Genomic DNA, 14,252 nt, shown 5'->3' on the forward strand with positions numbered 1-14,252 from the left:
AGGCATACACGGCGGTGTGCGGATACCGTGTATCCGCTGGTCGTGCTGACTATCCTGATGTTGCGGTACAAACACAGAAAGCCAACGAGGAACAGTCTAAGCACTGCCTCGTTGGCTACTGCACTATTGCTGCGAGTCGGGTGTACACCGGCGCGTCGAACCATGCATCGGCAACATCCTCGCGTCGATCGAAATTATCGACGCAGACCCAGACGCTCGATGAGCGAACGGTAGCGAGTGACGTCTACCTTCGCGATGTACTTGAGCAGACGACGACGACGTCCGACCAGCAGCAACAGGCCGCGGCGGGAGTGGTGATCGTGCTTGTGCATCTTGAGGTGCTCGGTCAAGTCGACGATGCGCTTGGTGAGCATTGCAACCTGCGCCTCGGGCGAACCCGTGTCGGTGGGGTGCAAGCCGTACTCGCCGAGAACGGCCTTCTTCTGTTCGGTGGTCAATGCCACTGGTACTACTCCTGATCAATGACGTCCGCGTGAAAGGAAGCAACGGGCCCCACCGTGGACGATGCGTGATCATCCGGGCGGTATCGAAGCCGGTGCAGCCGCCGCGGACCGCAGCGAACACCGAGGAGTCAGCCTATCAGGCTGCGCTGGCGGCCAGGATCGAGCGGGCCCGGTCGGCGTCCCGGCCCATCTCCTCCACGAGAGCTTCCATGGAATCGAACTTCTCCATTCCGCGCAGTCGCTCGACGAAGTCGACTGCCACGTGCTGTCCGTAGAGGTCTCCCTCGCCGTCGAGCACGAACGCCTCGACGGTCCTGGTGCGTCCCGAGAACGTGGGATTCGTGCCCACCGACACCGCCGCCGGGTGCCGCTCCCCCGGAGTGACCGTCCCCATGATCGGACCCGGGCCGAGCACGGTGAACCAGGCCGCGTAGACCCCGTCCGCCGGTATGGCCGAGTACATCGGCGGAGCGACATTGGCTGTGGGATAGCCCATTTGACGGCCGCGTCCGTCGCCGTGCACGACGACACCCTCGACGCGATGCGGGCGGCCGAGCGCTGCGGCCGCTGCCGCGACGTCCCCGGCGTCCACGCACGACCTGATGTAGGTGGACGAGAACGTGACGGCATGCTCGGCCAACAGGTTGACTCCGTCGACCGCGAAGCCGGACCGTTCGCCGATCTTGCGCAGCATGGGGACCGTCCCGAGCGCCTTCTTCCCGTAGGTGAAGTTCTCTCCGACGACCACTTCTGCAACGTGCAGGCGTTCGATGAGGATCTCGTGCACGTATCGCTCAGGGGTGAGTTTCATCAACTCGGGCGTGAACGGCATGACACAGAACACATCGATACCCAGTTCCTCGGCCAGTTCGGCACGCCGGGTCAACGTCGTCAACTGCGCGGGGTGACTACCCGGACGGACCACTTCCATCGGGTGGGGATCGAAGGTCATGAGCACGCTGGGTACGCCGCGTTCCCGAGCTGCGGCCACTGCTCTACCGATCAACTGCGCATGTCCGCGGTGAACGCCGTCGAACACACCGATCGTGAGCACACATCGGCCCCAGTCGGCAGGTACATCGTCGAGACCTCGCCATCTCTGCACACCGCGAAGCCTACGGCCCGGCGGCCGCTCGGTCATCCTCGGACAGGCGTGTCGCGTGCGGCAGGTATGGACAAAAGGGTGTCCCCACGGTAAATATTTCGGTGTGCCTAACTTATTTCTTCGATCCCGCGGATCTCGCGTGGGTCGAATCGTTGCGAGCTGGGCCGTGGCGGGACTGCTGGTAGCGACGTCGAGCGGATGCGCTCGCGCGGTCGGCGACGACGAGCCGACGTCGATGGACGACGGCAGACCGTTGGTGCTGACGACGTTCACGGTGCTGGCCGACATGGCCGCGAACGTTGCAGGCGACCATCTCCGTGTGGAGTCGATCACCAAGGCCGGAGCCGAGATTCACGGGTACGAGCCCACACCCGGCGACCTACGCACTGCCGAAAGCGCCGATCTGATCCTGGACAACGGTCTGGGACTCGAGGCGTGGTTCGAGAAGTTCGTCGAGCGGGTGCCCGCACCGCACGCGGTCGTCAGCGCACACGTGGAACCCGTCTACATCCGCGACGACGCGTATGCGGGCAAGGCCAATCCACACGCCTGGATGTCGCCGGTCGTGGCGGAGACCTACATCACCAACATCGCCGACGCGTTCGTGGCGCTCGACGCTGTCCATGCCGAGGAATACCGTGCCAACGCCGCCGCGTACATCACCGAGCTGCGGTCGGTCGGCGACGAACTGGAATCCGATCTGGCCCAACTTCCGGCGCAGCAACGTGCTCTGGTGACGTGTGAGGGCGCGTTCGGCTATCTGGCCCGCGACTTCGACCTGCAGGAGGCGTATCTGTGGCCGGTCAATGCCGAACAGGAAGGGACACCCAAACAAGTGGTCCGCACCATCGATTTCGTACGTGACAACGACGTGCCTGCCGTCTTCTGCGAGTCGACCGTCTCGGACAAGGCTCAGCTCCAGGTCGCCGAGGACACGGGTGCCCGCTTCGGCGGAAAGCTGTACGTCGACTCCCTCAGCGCCGCCGACGGACCCGTGCCCACCTACCTCGATCTGCTGCGTTACGACGCGCGGCTGATCGCCGACGCGTTGGTGGGCACGCGATGACCCGGCACATCTCGGGTGCGAACCGGGACGGTGCCGCGCTGGCCGTCGACGCCGTCGACGTTCGGTACCGAGACGTCGTGGCGCTGGTCGGCGCGAGCCTGACCCTCGCACCCGGACGCGTCTGCGGCCTGGTCGGAATGAACGGATCGGGTAAGTCGACGCTGTTCAAGGCGATCATGGGCGTCGTCAAGACCGATGCCGGTTCGATCACGGTCTTCGGCGGCGACCCCGCCCGGGCCCGCAAAGCCGGGACGGTCAGCTACGTGCCCCAGGCCGAATCGGTCGACTGGACCTTCCCCATCAGCGTCCGGGACGTGGTGATGATGGGTCGTTACGGCAAACAGAACTTTCTCCGAACCCCTCGTGCGGCAGACAGAGCTGCGGTGGACGCGGCCCTGAGACGAGTCGATCTCACCGAGCTCGCCGATCGACAGATCGGGCAACTCTCCGGCGGACAGCGCAAACGGGCATTCGTGGCCCGCGCCATCGCTCAGGAAGCGTCCTTGCTGCTCCTCGACGAGCCGTTTGCAGGAGTGGACAAGAAGACCGAGGCGACGATCACGCGACTCCTCCGAGAACTGGCCGCTCAGGGTGCGTCCGTCCTGGTGTCCACCCACGATCTGCACGCCCTTCCGGAACTGTGCGACGAGGCAATCCTGCTGCAGCAGCGGGTCCTGATGCACGGCAGTCCGGCCGAGGTGTTGCGCCCGGAGAACCTGGCACTGGCCTTCGGCATGGACCCGTCGAAGATCGACGAACTGGGCGCGAGCTCTCCTACTTCGGAAGCGAGCTGAACCGTGTACCTGATCGACTTCGTCGTCAATCCTCTCGAATACACCTTCATGCAGCGTGCGCTGTTGGTGACCGTCACCGCCTCGATCGTCTGCGCAGTGTTGAGCTGCTGGCTCGTACTCATCGGCTGGTCACTGATGGGGGACGCCGTATCGCACGCGGTACTCCCCGGCGTCGCCCTGTCCTATCTGCTGGGTGCGCCGTTCGCCATCGGCGCGCTGCTGTTCGCACTCATCGCGGTCGGTGCCATCGGGGTGGTTCGCAACACCACCATCGTCAAGGAGGACGCCGCGATCGGCGTCGTGTTCACCACGTTGTTCGCCCTCGGCGTCGTCCTGATCTCCAAGTTTCCGAGCCAGATCGACCTCAACCACATCTTGTTCGGAAACCTGCTCGGGGTGTCGCAGTCGGACATGATCCAGGTGTTCGTGCTCGGCGGGCTGGCGTTGGCCGTGATGGTGATCAAGCGTCGCGATTTCACTCTGTTCGCCTTCGACCGCACGCAGGCTCGCGCGGTCGGCATCAATCCGAGCGTGATCTCGGCCGCGATGTTGACGCTGCTCGCGCTGACGACCGTCGTGGCGCTACAGGCCGTCGGCGTCATCCTGGTCGTCGCCATGCTGATCACACCCGGCGCAACCGCATACCTACTCACCCACAGCTTCGGCCGCATGCTGGTGATTGCCCCCGCCATCTCGGTGGGCTGCGCCCTGGTCGGTATCTACGCCAGTTTCTATCTCGACGTCTCCTCGGGTGGCAGCGTGGTGCTGGCCCAAGGCCTGGTGTTCGTGCTGGCGTACCTGTTCAGCCCGGCGCAGGGCATCGTCACGCGCGCTCTGCGCCGCCGAGGACAGGTGACGGTGGCTCCGGCCGGGTGAGATGTCTTTTTCCATTGGATTGCCTAAGCTCGGCGACGTGGCGCAACGAAAAGACGATCCAGCTCCGGCCGACGAGGGCGTACAGCTGTCCGCAGTTGCGCAGGACTACCTCAAGGTCATCTGGACGGCCAGCGAATGGAGTGAAGACTCCGTCAGCACCAAGATGCTCTCCGAACGAATCGGCGTGTCCGCATCCACTGTGTCCGAGGCGATTCGCAAACTCGCCGATCAGGGCATGGTGGACCACGCCCGGTACGGTGCCATCTCACTCACCGAGAAGGGCCGACTGGCGGCCATCGGCATGGTCCGTCGACATCGCCTCATCGAGACCTACCTCGTTCGCGAACTCGGGTACGGCTGGGACGAGGTCCACGACGAGGCAGAAATCCTCGAACATGCGGTATCCGATCTGATGATGGATCGGATAGACGCCAAACTCGGCCACCCCGAACGAGATCCACACGGGGACCCGATTCCGTCGGCCAACGGGTCGATCGACACGCCGTCCGCAACCAGACTGAGCGAGTACCTCGACGGGCAGTCAGGACGAGTGGCTCGTATCTCCGATTCGGACCCCGCAATGCTCCGGTACTTCGATTCGGTCGGCATCGAGCTCGATCTACCGATCACCGTGGTCGAACGACGCGACTACGCCGGCACGGTGGCGATCGAACTCGCCCGACGCGGCAGCACGGAGTCCATCGAGCTCGGTCACCGCGCCGCCGAAGCGATCTGGATGGTTCCGGCCACCTGAGCGGTGCAGTCCCCTCGGTCGCAGGGCCGACTCGAACGGGAAATCAGTACCCGCGCAGTGTTGCCGGCCGCACCACCATCACCGAGCTCGCCCGCTTGCCCTTTTCCTGCAGCAACGCGATGGTGTGCCCGGTGGGATCGACAGCCGCGTAGACCCCCTCGATTCCGACGGGATCGAGCCAGCGTCCCTGGCTGAGCGACTCCGCTTCGGCGGCATCGATCTGTCGGTGCGGAAATGCGGTGCGCGCGGCCTCGTCTATATCGAGACCCACAGCGGGATTCTCGGCCAATTCCTCGAGCGTCACGGCGTGGTCGAGCGTGAACGGCCCGACCCTGGTTCTGCGCAGAACCGTCAGGTGGCCGCCGACGCCCAGTGCTGCGCCGAGATCCCGTGCGAGCGCGCGCACGTACGTCCCCGACGTGCAGTCCACCTCGACATCGAGGTCGACGAACCGGCCATCGGAATCGACGACATCGCGGCGAGCCGTCACGTCGAAGCGAGTGACAGTGACCTTGCGAGCGGCGAGGGTGAACTCCTCACCGGCGCGCGAGAGCTTGTGTGCCCGCTGACCGTCGACCTTGATGGCACTGACACTGGCCGGAACCTGCTCGATGTCACCGGTGAGTGCGGCAACCCCGGCCGCGATGTCCGAATCCGAGACATTCGTGGCCGGGACGTCGGCGAGCACCTCACCCTCGGCGTCATCGGTCGTCGTACTGCGCCCCAGTCGCACGGTGGCGGTGTACGACTTGGTCGTCAGCGTCAGCAATCCGAGCATCTTGGTCGCCCGCTCGACGCCCAGAACCAGCACCCCGGTCGCCATGGGGTCCAACGTCCCCGCATGACCGACCTTTCTGGTCTGCAACAACTTTCGGCACGACGCGACGACATCGTGGCTGGTGACGCCCGGCCCCTTGTCGACCACCAACACACCGGCACCGACGAGACCGGACGAGATCTTTCCGCGAGCACTCACGAGAGTGCATTGTGCCAGGCGCGACGAGCCGGTCGTCACATCACCGAGATCGCCGTCATCACCAAACCGTCGGACACCATCCATCGACCGTCGAAAGCCGTCAGCGGAGGTCCGGACACGGTGTCGCCCGGGACCAGCAGTTCGGATCGAAACGTTCCCGAGATGTCGTCGCCGGTGCCGGTGCGCTCGAACGTGATGTGCGCGTCCTCGAACCCGAGCCAGCGACCGGTCAGCGGCTCCCAGGCCTTGTACGTCGCTTCTTTGGCGCAGAACAACACTCGATCCCAGTGGACGTCTTCTCGGCCCGCTGTCGAGAGCCACTCGCGCTCGGCTTCGAGGCTGACCGCGTCGAGCACACCGTCGGGAAGAGGTCCGTGTGGCTCGGCATCGATTCCCACCGAGCGAACCTGCATGGCGTAGCCCAGAACGGCACCGCGGTAGCCGTCGCAATGCGTCAACGAGCCCACCACTCCCTTCGGCCACTGCGGTGCGCCGGAGGTGCCGCGCATGATCGGCGCGGGCTCCACACCGAGCTTCTGCATCGCCACACGCGCGCAGTGTCGAGCCGAGGTGAACTCACGCCTGCGCTTGTCCACCGCCTTGGCGACCAACGGCGCTTCGAGTGGGTGCGGCATCAAACCCGGTGGATCGGTGAACAATTCGGCCGAGACAACACCATTGGGGAGAAGCGATTCGATCACTGGCCTGCCCTCATCTTCTCGACCTCTGCCTCCATCTCGGGCGTCACGGTGAAGTGCCCGCCCCATTTGTTCAACGTGCCCGGCGGGTACTCGGGAACCGGAAGAATTTGGCGCAGAACGTTGTTCGGCAGTCCACGGCGCTGCCATTCGCGCGGGTAACCCACCGAGACCTCCTCGAAGCGGACGCCGTCGTAGTAGGTGGTCCGCGGGATGTGCAGGTGACCGTACACCGAGCAGATCGCGTTGTACCTGGTGTGCCAGTCCGCCGTCAGCGTCGACCCGCACCACAGGGCGAACTCCGGGTAGAACAACACCTCGGTCGGCTGACGCACCATCGGAAAGTGGTTGATGAGCACGGTGGGAACCGTGGTGTCCAGCGCGTCGAGGCGCTCGCGGGTGGCGTCGATGCGGGCATGGCACCAGGCATCGCGCGTCGCATACGGCTGAGAGGACAGCAGGAACTCGTCGGTGGCGACGACGTTCTTCTCGCGCGCGATCGCCAGCCCGTGCTCCTTGTCCCGCGCACCCTGCGGGAGAAACGTGTAGTCGTAGAGCAGGAACATCGGCACTATCGTCGCGGGTCCACCTTCGCCTTCCCAGAGCAGGTAGGGATCCTCGGGAGTGACGACGTCGATCTCGCGGCAGAGATTGACCAGGTACTCGTACCGAGCCGCTCCGTGGATCTGAACGGGGTCCTTCACCGTCGTCCACAACTCGTGATTGCCCGGAACCCAGATCACTTTCGCGAAGCGGCTGCGCAGCAGCTCGAGCGCCCATTTGATGTCGTCGGTCTTCTCCGAGACGTCTCCGGCGACGATCAGCCAATCCTCGGGTGACTCGGGATGAATGTCCTCGGTGACAGGTCGATTGCCCCGATGTCCGACATGAATGTCGCTCACTGCCCATAACTTGGCTGCCACTGATGATCCCTTCCGATGCACTCGGCCGCCGACGTCGAATCGCCACAACCGCCCGAGAACCTACCAACCTCCAATACTCCCCGGAGATTCCGCAGCGGTGCACGCGGGGTGAACCGCTGCGGTTCGTCGGACGGCTCCGAAAGGACGGTCCACGCAGCAACGACCGCAGATTCGGGTATATGGTGCCATCCATGACGCTTTTGCGGATAGGTGCAGGAAACGGCATCGTGCGATGACGGCACCGCCGATACGGGTACGCGACGCCGCCGCACTGCTCGGAGTCAGCGACGACACCGTCCGCCGGTGGATGGACAGCGGGACCCTGCCCTCCCACGACGACGAGACGGGTCGCAAGGTCGTCGACGCGCGTGCTCTCGCGCAGTACGCCCGCGAGCACGCCGCTCCCCCGCCCGAGGTGGCATCGGGCGGTAGCTCGGCCCGGAACCGACTCGTGGGGCTGGTCACCGACGTGGTCTCCGACGCGGTCATGAGCGAGGTCCGCATGCAGTGTGGGCCGTTCACCATCGTGTCCCTGATGAGCACCCGATCGGTCCAGGAATTGGGGCTCGAACCGGGCTCCATCACCGTCGCGGTCGTCAAGGCCACGACCGTCATTGTCGAAACTCCCTAGAACCGAAGGACGATGTCAGTGAAGAACATTCGAGCGGTTCACGGTGCTCTGGTCGCGGTCGCCCTGATGCTTGCAGGGTGCGCGGCCGACCCCGCTGCCGAGGACGCTCCGCAGGACGGGGGTTCGAGCACGCTGACCGTGTTCGCGGCGGCATCACTGCGCTCGACGTTCACCGCCCTCGGCACCCGCTTCGAGCAGGAACATCCCGGCACCACCGTCGATTTCAGCTTTGCGGGCTCCTCCGATCTGGCCGCGCAACTGGTCAACGGTGCACCTGCCGACGTGTTCGCCTCTGCCGATACCAAGAACATGAGCACGATCGTCGATGCCGGCCTCGTCGCCGGCGACCCGGTCGATTTCGCCTCCAACACCCTCACCATCGTCACTGCCCCGGGTAACCCCAAGGCCGTCCGGTCGTTCGCCGATCTGGCGAAACCCGATGTGCTGACGGTGATCTGCGCGCCGCAGGTGCCGTGCGGCGCGGCCACGGCAGCCGTCGAGAACGCCACCGGAACCGACATCCCGGCAGTCAGCGAGGAGTCGTCCGTCACCGACGTTCTGGGCAAGGTCACCTCCGGTCAGGCCGACGCCGGACTGGTGTACGTCACCGATGCAACGGGGGCCGCAGACGCCGTCACCGCCGTGCCTTTCCCGGAATCGAGCGGGGCGGTCAACACCTATCCGATCGCAGCATTGAGCGGATCCGACAACGTGGACACGGCCCGCGCCTTCACCGACTTCGTCGCCGGACCGATCGGCCGTGAAGTGCTGACGCAGGCCGGTTTCGCGGCACCGTGACCGGGCACGCCGCGGGCACAGGTCCGACCGTCGGTGTACCCGGATGGATATTCGTCCCTGCCGCTGCCGGAGCGCTTCTCGTCGTCGCGCCGTTGGCCGCGATGTTCACCCGGATCGACTGGACGAACTTCTTCGGGCTCATCACGTCCGAGTCCGCAGTAGCCGCACTGCTGTTGAGTCTGAAGACGGCCTCGGCGAGCACGGTGTTGTGTGTGCTCCTGGGTGTGCCGATGGCAACGGTCCTCGCCCGCAGTTCGTTTCGCGGTCTGTCGACGCTGCGTTCCCTCGTCGTCCTCCCCCTGGTGCTCCCCCCGGTGGTCGGCGGTATCGCCTTGCTCTACACGTTCGGTCGCCAGGGGCTACTGGGCGAACATCTCGATGCCTTCGGAATCCGGATCGCGTTCACCTCGACGGCCGTGGTGCTCGCCCAGGCCTTCGTGTCGTTGCCCTTCCTGGTGGTCAGCGTCGAGGGCGCGCTGCGCACTGCCGGTGACCGATACGACGTGGTGGCCGCAACCTTGGGCGCACCCCCTACGACGGTCCTGCGCCGCGTCACCCTCCCCTTGATCCTGCCCGGGTTGACGTCCGGAATCGTTCTCGCGTTCGCGCGCGCACTGGGAGAGTTCGGCGCGACGCTGACGTTCGCCGGTTCTCTCGAGGGAGTGACCAGAACCCTGCCCCTCGAAATCTATCTGCAACGCGAGTCCGACCCCGACGCAGCGATAGCCCTGTCGCTCGTCCTCGTCGTCGTCGCGGCAGTGGTGGTCCTGGCCGCTCGCGGTACTCGAACGACGGGAACACCATGAGTTCGCTACACCTGCGCGCCACCGTCGCGGCCCGGGGCGTCGATCTCGAGCTGGATGTCGCCGAGGGTGAAACAACGGCGATCCTGGGACCGAACGGCGCAGGTAAATCCACACTGCTGCAGCTCGTCGCGGGCCTGGTGCCACCCGACGACGGCATCGTCCGCCTGGGCGAGGACGTTCTGACCGACACGACCGCAAGGACGGCCGTTCCGGTGCACGCCCGCGGCATCGCGACTCTGGCACAGGAGACACTGCTATTTCCCCACATGACCGCACGGACGAACGTCGCATTCGCACCACGTAGTTCCGGCGCCGACCGGAGGACGGCCGGGGCAGTGGCCGATCGATGGCTCGACGCAGTCGGAGCCTCTCACCTGGCCGAGCGCCGCCCGGCACAGCTGTCCGGGGGCCAAGCTCAGCGGGTTGCCATCGCCCGCGCACTCGCCGCCGATCCCCGACTCCTCCTGCTCGACGAACCGCTCGCCGCGCTCGACGTCGACACGGCCCCGGCCATCCGAAGACTGCTGCGCACCGTACTCCGAGAGAACGGTCGTACGGCACTGATCGTCACCCACGATCTGCTCGACGTCGTCGCACTCGCCGATACCGTTGCCGTCGTCGACGGTGGACGCGTCGTCGAACGCGGGTCGGTCGCCGACGTTCTCACCGCCCCGCGAAGCGAGTTCGGTGCTCGCATGGCCGGGGTCAATCTGATCTCGGGCCACGCGCTCACCGTCGGCGACACCACTGCGCTGCGCACGCCGTGGGACACCGTCGTGCACGGCTCGGGGCAACACGGTTCCGGGACGCCGGTGGTCGCAGTCTTCTCCCCCGCTGCGGTTTCGGTATACCTCACCGCGCCGCACGCCAGCCCGCGCAACGTCTTCGAAGTAGTCATCGAGGAGATGGAAGTGCAGGGCTCGGGCATCCGCGTCCGAGCTCGTCCGCACCCCGACGGCACACCGGGTATCGCGGCAGACATCACCGCCGCCGCGGTATCGGAGCTGGGCCTGGAACCCGGCCTACGGGTGTTCTTCGTCGTCAAGAGCCGCGAGGTGGTGCTGCATCCGGCCCTGGTGTCACGGCGGTGATGCGTGCGAACGCGGTCAGTCTCGCAGTTGCCGATCGCTACCGGTCACGAGCCATTTACCCGACAGCACTCGACCGGCGACCGCGACCATGCGCAGGCAGACGAAAACACCCAGACCCAGCCAGATGCCCACGACACCCCAGTCGAACACCAGGGCAGACCAAATGAACGGCAGGAACCCGACGACCGCACACGCCATCGTGGCGTTACGCAAGAACGCGGCATCGCCGCTGCCCAACAGCACCCCGTCCAACGCGAACACCACACCGGCGACCGGAATGATCGCCACGAAGATCCACCAGATCGCCTGCATCTGATCGATCACCGAGACGTCGGTGGTGAACAATCCCGGGACGACCGGCTGCCCGGCGGCGAACACCGCCGCCAGGACCACCGCGAAGACCGTCGACCATGCCGTCAACCGGCGAGCGAGCGCACGCGCGTCCTCGGTCCTGCCCGCGCCCAGAGCCGCTCCCACGAGTGTCTGCGCGGCGATGGCCAACGAGTCGAGCATCAACGACACCAGGTTCCACAGATGCAGCACCACCTGATTTGCCGCCACCGACGCGGCACCGAACCTCGACGCGACCGCTGCGGCAGACAGGAAGCACGCCTGGAACGCGAGACTGCGCACGATCAGATCGCGGCCGAGTACCAGCTGCGCCCGCATGACCGACCAGCGCGGGCGCAACGGCGCACCCGACCGCCCGAGGGCACCGACGAACAGAGCGCCTGCGACACCTTGGCCGATGACGTTCGCAACGGCCGAGCCCACCAATTCGAGCCGGGGAAATCCGAGCAGGCCGTGGACGAGGAGTGGACACAGCACCGCCGACACGCCGAAACCGAGCACGACGAACCGCAATGGTGTCGTCGTGTTCTGCACGCCGCGCATCCAGCCGTTCCCGGCCAGCGATATCAGAATGAACGGCACCCCCACCAGCGCCACGCGCAGCCACAGCAGTGCCTCCGCGGCAATGTCACCGCCACCGGCCAGTAGCGACACGACGGGGGCGGCGAACAACTGGACCACGAGGACGATCGCGAGACCGATCGCCACCGCCAGCCACGTCGCCTGCACCCCTTCCCCGACGGCGTCGCGCTCACGACCGGCACCGTGCATGCGCGCCGCACGCGCAGTGGTTCCGTAGGACAGGAAGGTCAGCTGCGTGCTGACCTGAGCGAGGACGAGCCCCCCGATCGCCAGGCCGGCCAGAGCCAACGCGCCGAGCCGGCCGACGACCGCCGCGTCGAACAGGAGGTAGAGGGGTTCGGCGGCCAGAACTCCGAGCGATGGAAGCGACAGCCCGAGAATTCTGCGAGCCGTGACAGGGGTGGAACTCACGACGCCGACAAGGCCTCACGGAGCGCATCGATCACGTCGGGGAGCTCACCGGTCGCGGTGTAGCCCGCGGCGTTGTGATGTCCACCGCCGCCGAGCCCGGTCGCCACTGCAGATACGTCCACCTGCGTCTTGGATCTGAGTGACACCACCCAGACCGACCCGAAATCCTGCTGCTTCAACACCGCGGCCACCTCCGCCTCGGAGGTGGTCCGCACGATGTCGATGACACTCTCGATCTCCTCCGACCTCAGACCGGCCGAATCCTCGCTCCGGATGACGGCGTACACGAGCCCCTTTCCGCCCGCCGCGTCGGGCAGCAACTCGGCCGAACCCAGTACCGCCCCGAGCATCGGCAGCCAGTCGAAGGGGTGCGTATCGAGGAGGCGACGGGCGATACGTGCACCGTCGATGCCGGTCGCGAGCAACCTCTCGGCGAGCAGATGCGAACCCGGCCGCACCCACCGGAACGACCCGGTATCGGTGACCAGACCCGCGAACAGCAGATGCGCCAGGTCCGCATCGATGTCGACACCCCACCGATCCAGCAGGCGGACGATCACGGCCGTGGTGGACTCGGCGGACGCGTGGACGACGTTCAGTGTTCCGAACCGCGTGTTGCTCCGGTGATGGTCGATGACCAGGGACTCCGATGCGGAGTCGAGTCGCTCGCCGAGCGAACCGAGTCGACCTCGGCTTCCGGCGTCCACTGTGACCACCAGATCGACCGATTCGGCCACCTTCTCCGGCTCCACCAGCAGATGCCGGTTCGGTAGCTCTTCCATCGATTGCGGCAGAAACGCGGGCGCGGCGAACGCCACCTGCACCTGCGCGCCGCGACGTTCGAGTACCGAACCGATTGCCAATCCGCTGCCGATCGTGTCGGCATCCGGCTGGACATGGCAGAGCACGGTCACCGAGGAAGCGCGCTCGAGCATCTCGATCGCACGCGCCAGATCCTCGTCCAGCTCGAACTCCGAACCAGAACCATCGGACATCTCAGTCGGCTTCGGCTGGCTCGACGGCTTCTGCATCGCCGCGATCCGCGGGGGACTCCTCGCGGGGAGCCTTGTAGGGGTCCGGGTCTCCGGCAGGCTTCGCGTTCGCCCGGGCGCGAGCCAGCTCCTCGTCGGCTGCGCGAGCGCGTTCGAGCAGCTCTTCCATGTGCCGGGCGGTGTCGGGGACGGTATCCGTCACGAACGTCAGCGTCGGAGTGAACCGCACACCGGTACCGGCTCCGACCTTCGAGCGGAGAACGCCCTTGGCCTTCTCCAGACCCGCCGCAGCTCCCTGCAGATCGGGCGGGGTATCGAGATCCTCGCCCATCACCGTGTAGTACACCGTGGCGTCGTGCAGGTCTGCCGTCACCTTCGTGTCGGTGATGGTCACGAACGCCAACCGTGGATCTTTGATCTCGTGGTCGATCGCCGTCGCAACGATAGCGGCGATTCGCTTGGACAACTTACGAGCCCTGGCCTGATCCACCACGACAATCACACTCCTCTTTCATGGCCGGACGTCACTGCAGTGCGACGTCTCGGCGATTACGCTCCAACATTCGCCGAACACGTTCGACGAACTCCCCGATCTAATCCTCGGGGCCGAAAATTCTTCGGCGTACTGCCAACAGTTCCAGATCCTGACGCTCGGCGACGTGCCGCTCGCACTCGTCGAGCTTGTCGTGCAACAGGTCGACGTTCGTGCCCGCCGCTGCCACGCCCAACATCGAACGCCGAATACGTTCTCGCTCACCGGTTTCGGCGGCAGACACTCCCAACCTCTGCAGATCGCCGAGAACCGGTTCCACCATCGACCGTTTCTCGGCGAGCGAACGCACGTCCCCCAACAACACGTCCAACTCCAAAGCACCCAGATACACGCTGACGTCGCCCCTTCGATCAGCTCCGACGACAAAGCCGGTGGCGGTAC

The 14,252-nt window shown here is 65.7% G+C and carries 17 protein-coding genes; 8 read left to right on the top strand and 9 right to left on the bottom strand.

Features of this window, described 5'->3' with window-relative positions:
• Window positions 1-194: 194 nt before the first annotated feature.
• Both rpsO and CH268_RS06540 read right to left on the bottom strand, forming a co-directional pair.
• Window positions 195-464: a 30S ribosomal protein S15 gene (rpsO, locus tag CH268_RS06535; protein WP_027496764.1), complete on the bottom strand. Its 270-nt coding sequence runs from the start codon at window positions 462-464 to the stop codon at window positions 195-197.
• Window positions 465-600: 136 nt separating this feature from the next.
• Window positions 601-1,569, bottom strand: coding sequence for a bifunctional riboflavin kinase/FAD synthetase (locus CH268_RS06540; protein ID WP_027496763.1), 969 nt, complete (start codon window positions 1,567-1,569; stop codon window positions 601-603).
• Between the two features lie 103 nt (window positions 1,570-1,672).
• On the opposite strand from CH268_RS06540, the gene CH268_RS06545 reads away from it, so the two are divergent.
• The 4 genes from CH268_RS06545 to CH268_RS06560 are packed head-to-tail and all read left to right on the top strand — an operon-like array spanning window position 1,673 to window position 5,059.
• On the top strand, window positions 1,673-2,635 hold the full coding sequence (locus CH268_RS06545) for a metal ABC transporter substrate-binding protein (protein ID WP_032370822.1): 963 nt from the start codon (window positions 1,673-1,675) through the stop codon (window positions 2,633-2,635).
• The gene (locus CH268_RS06550) at window positions 2,632-3,429 is read left to right on the top strand and encodes a metal ABC transporter ATP-binding protein (RefSeq protein ID WP_094662996.1); all 798 of its coding nucleotides are present in this window, start codon (window positions 2,632-2,634) and stop codon (window positions 3,427-3,429) included. The genes CH268_RS06545 and CH268_RS06550 overlap by 4 nt, the downstream gene beginning before the upstream one ends.
• Window positions 3,430-3,477: 48 nt before the next feature.
• Window positions 3,478-4,305, top strand: a complete 828-nt coding sequence (locus CH268_RS06555; RefSeq protein WP_052053360.1) for a metal ABC transporter permease — start codon at window positions 3,478-3,480, stop codon at window positions 4,303-4,305.
• A 1-nt stretch (window position 4,306) separates the two neighbouring features.
• Window positions 4,307-5,059, top strand: coding sequence for a metal-dependent transcriptional regulator (locus CH268_RS06560; RefSeq protein ID WP_441346968.1), 753 nt, complete (start codon window positions 4,307-4,309; stop codon window positions 5,057-5,059).
• Between the two features lie 43 nt (window positions 5,060-5,102).
• Here CH268_RS06560 and truB read toward each other — a convergent pair whose 3' ends face one another.
• From truB to CH268_RS06575, 3 genes are read right to left on the bottom strand one after another with little or no spacing between them, the layout of a single operon-like run.
• Window positions 5,103-6,035 carry a tRNA pseudouridine(55) synthase TruB gene (gene truB, locus CH268_RS06565; protein ID WP_027496758.1) on the bottom strand — a complete coding sequence of 311 codons (933 nt, stop codon included), beginning with the start codon at window positions 6,033-6,035 and terminating at the stop codon, window positions 5,103-5,105.
• 35 nt (window positions 6,036-6,070) lie between these two features.
• Window positions 6,071-6,736 carry a 4'-phosphopantetheinyl transferase Npt gene (npt, locus tag CH268_RS06570; protein ID WP_094662998.1) on the bottom strand — a complete coding sequence of 222 codons (666 nt, stop codon included), beginning with the start codon at window positions 6,734-6,736 and terminating at the stop codon, window positions 6,071-6,073.
• On the bottom strand, window positions 6,733-7,656 hold the full coding sequence (locus CH268_RS06575) for a metallophosphoesterase family protein (RefSeq protein WP_027496756.1): 924 nt from the start codon (window positions 7,654-7,656) through the stop codon (window positions 6,733-6,735). Before CH268_RS06575 ends, npt begins: the two co-directional genes overlap by 4 nt.
• Before the next feature lie 232 nt (window positions 7,657-7,888).
• Between CH268_RS06575 and CH268_RS06580 the strand changes: the two genes are divergently transcribed.
• From CH268_RS06580 to CH268_RS06595, 4 genes are read left to right on the top strand one after another with little or no spacing between them, the layout of a single operon-like run.
• Complete coding sequence (locus tag CH268_RS06580) at window positions 7,889-8,287, top strand: TOBE domain-containing protein (protein ID WP_048318336.1); 399 nt, start codon at window positions 7,889-7,891, stop codon at window positions 8,285-8,287.
• A gap of 12 nt (window positions 8,288-8,299) precedes the next feature.
• Window positions 8,300-9,085: a molybdate ABC transporter substrate-binding protein gene (gene modA, locus CH268_RS06585; protein ID WP_032387250.1), complete on the top strand. Its 786-nt coding sequence runs from the start codon at window positions 8,300-8,302 to the stop codon at window positions 9,083-9,085.
• Window positions 9,082-9,891 carry an ABC transporter permease gene (locus CH268_RS06590; RefSeq protein WP_027496753.1) on the top strand — a complete coding sequence of 270 codons (810 nt, stop codon included), beginning with the start codon at window positions 9,082-9,084 and terminating at the stop codon, window positions 9,889-9,891. The genes modA and CH268_RS06590 overlap by 4 nt, the downstream gene beginning before the upstream one ends.
• Complete coding sequence (locus CH268_RS06595; RefSeq protein WP_094663000.1) at window positions 9,888-10,982, top strand: sulfate/molybdate ABC transporter ATP-binding protein; 1,095 nt, start codon at window positions 9,888-9,890, stop codon at window positions 10,980-10,982. Before CH268_RS06590 ends, CH268_RS06595 begins: the two co-directional genes overlap by 4 nt.
• Before the next feature lie 15 nt (window positions 10,983-10,997).
• On the opposite strand, the gene CH268_RS06600 is transcribed toward CH268_RS06595, so the two are convergent.
• The 4 genes from CH268_RS06600 to CH268_RS06615 all read right to left on the bottom strand — a co-directional run bounded on the left by CH268_RS06600 (window position 10,998) and on the right by CH268_RS06615 (window position 14,202).
• A complete protein-coding gene (locus tag CH268_RS06600) occupies window positions 10,998-12,326 on the bottom strand; it encodes an MATE family efflux transporter (protein WP_094663002.1) in 1,329 nt (442 codons plus the stop codon).
• On the bottom strand, window positions 12,323-13,321 hold the full coding sequence (locus CH268_RS06605; protein WP_032384417.1) for a DHH family phosphoesterase: 999 nt from the start codon (window positions 13,319-13,321) through the stop codon (window positions 12,323-12,325). The genes CH268_RS06600 and CH268_RS06605 overlap by 4 nt, the downstream gene beginning before the upstream one ends.
• Before the next feature lies 1 nt (window position 13,322).
• Window positions 13,323-13,811, bottom strand: a complete 489-nt coding sequence (gene rbfA / locus CH268_RS06610; RefSeq protein WP_027496749.1) for a 30S ribosome-binding factor RbfA — start codon at window positions 13,809-13,811, stop codon at window positions 13,323-13,325.
• Between the two features lie 100 nt (window positions 13,812-13,911).
• Window positions 13,912-14,202, bottom strand: coding sequence for a DUF503 domain-containing protein (locus CH268_RS06615; RefSeq protein WP_027496748.1), 291 nt, complete (start codon window positions 14,200-14,202; stop codon window positions 13,912-13,914).
• Between the last annotated feature and the right edge of the window lie 50 nt (window positions 14,203-14,252).

It is taken from the genome of Rhodococcus sp. 06-1460-1B (genome assembly GCF_002258475.1).
GTDB classification, from domain to species: domain Bacteria; phylum Actinomycetota; class Actinomycetes; order Mycobacteriales; family Mycobacteriaceae; genus Rhodococcoides; species Rhodococcoides fascians.

Coding starts and splice junctions, on each gene's coding strand:
- CH268_RS06605 (WP_032384417.1), bottom strand. CDS start 13,321: ATGTCCGATGGTTCTGGTTCGGAGTTCGAGCTGGACGAGGATCTGGCG.
- CH268_RS06580 (WP_048318336.1), top strand. CDS start 7,889: ATGACGGCACCGCCGATACGGGTACGCGACGCCGCCGCACTGCTCGGA.
- CH268_RS06595 (WP_094663000.1), top strand. CDS start 9,888: ATGAGTTCGCTACACCTGCGCGCCACCGTCGCGGCCCGGGGCGTCGAT.
- CH268_RS06560 (WP_441346968.1), top strand. CDS start 4,307: ATGTCTTTTTCCATTGGATTGCCTAAGCTCGGCGACGTGGCGCAACGA.
- CH268_RS06550 (WP_094662996.1), top strand. CDS start 2,632: ATGACCCGGCACATCTCGGGTGCGAACCGGGACGGTGCCGCGCTGGCC.
- modA (WP_032387250.1), top strand. CDS start 8,300: ATGTCAGTGAAGAACATTCGAGCGGTTCACGGTGCTCTGGTCGCGGTC.
- CH268_RS06555 (WP_052053360.1), top strand. CDS start 3,478: ATGCAGCGTGCGCTGTTGGTGACCGTCACCGCCTCGATCGTCTGCGCA.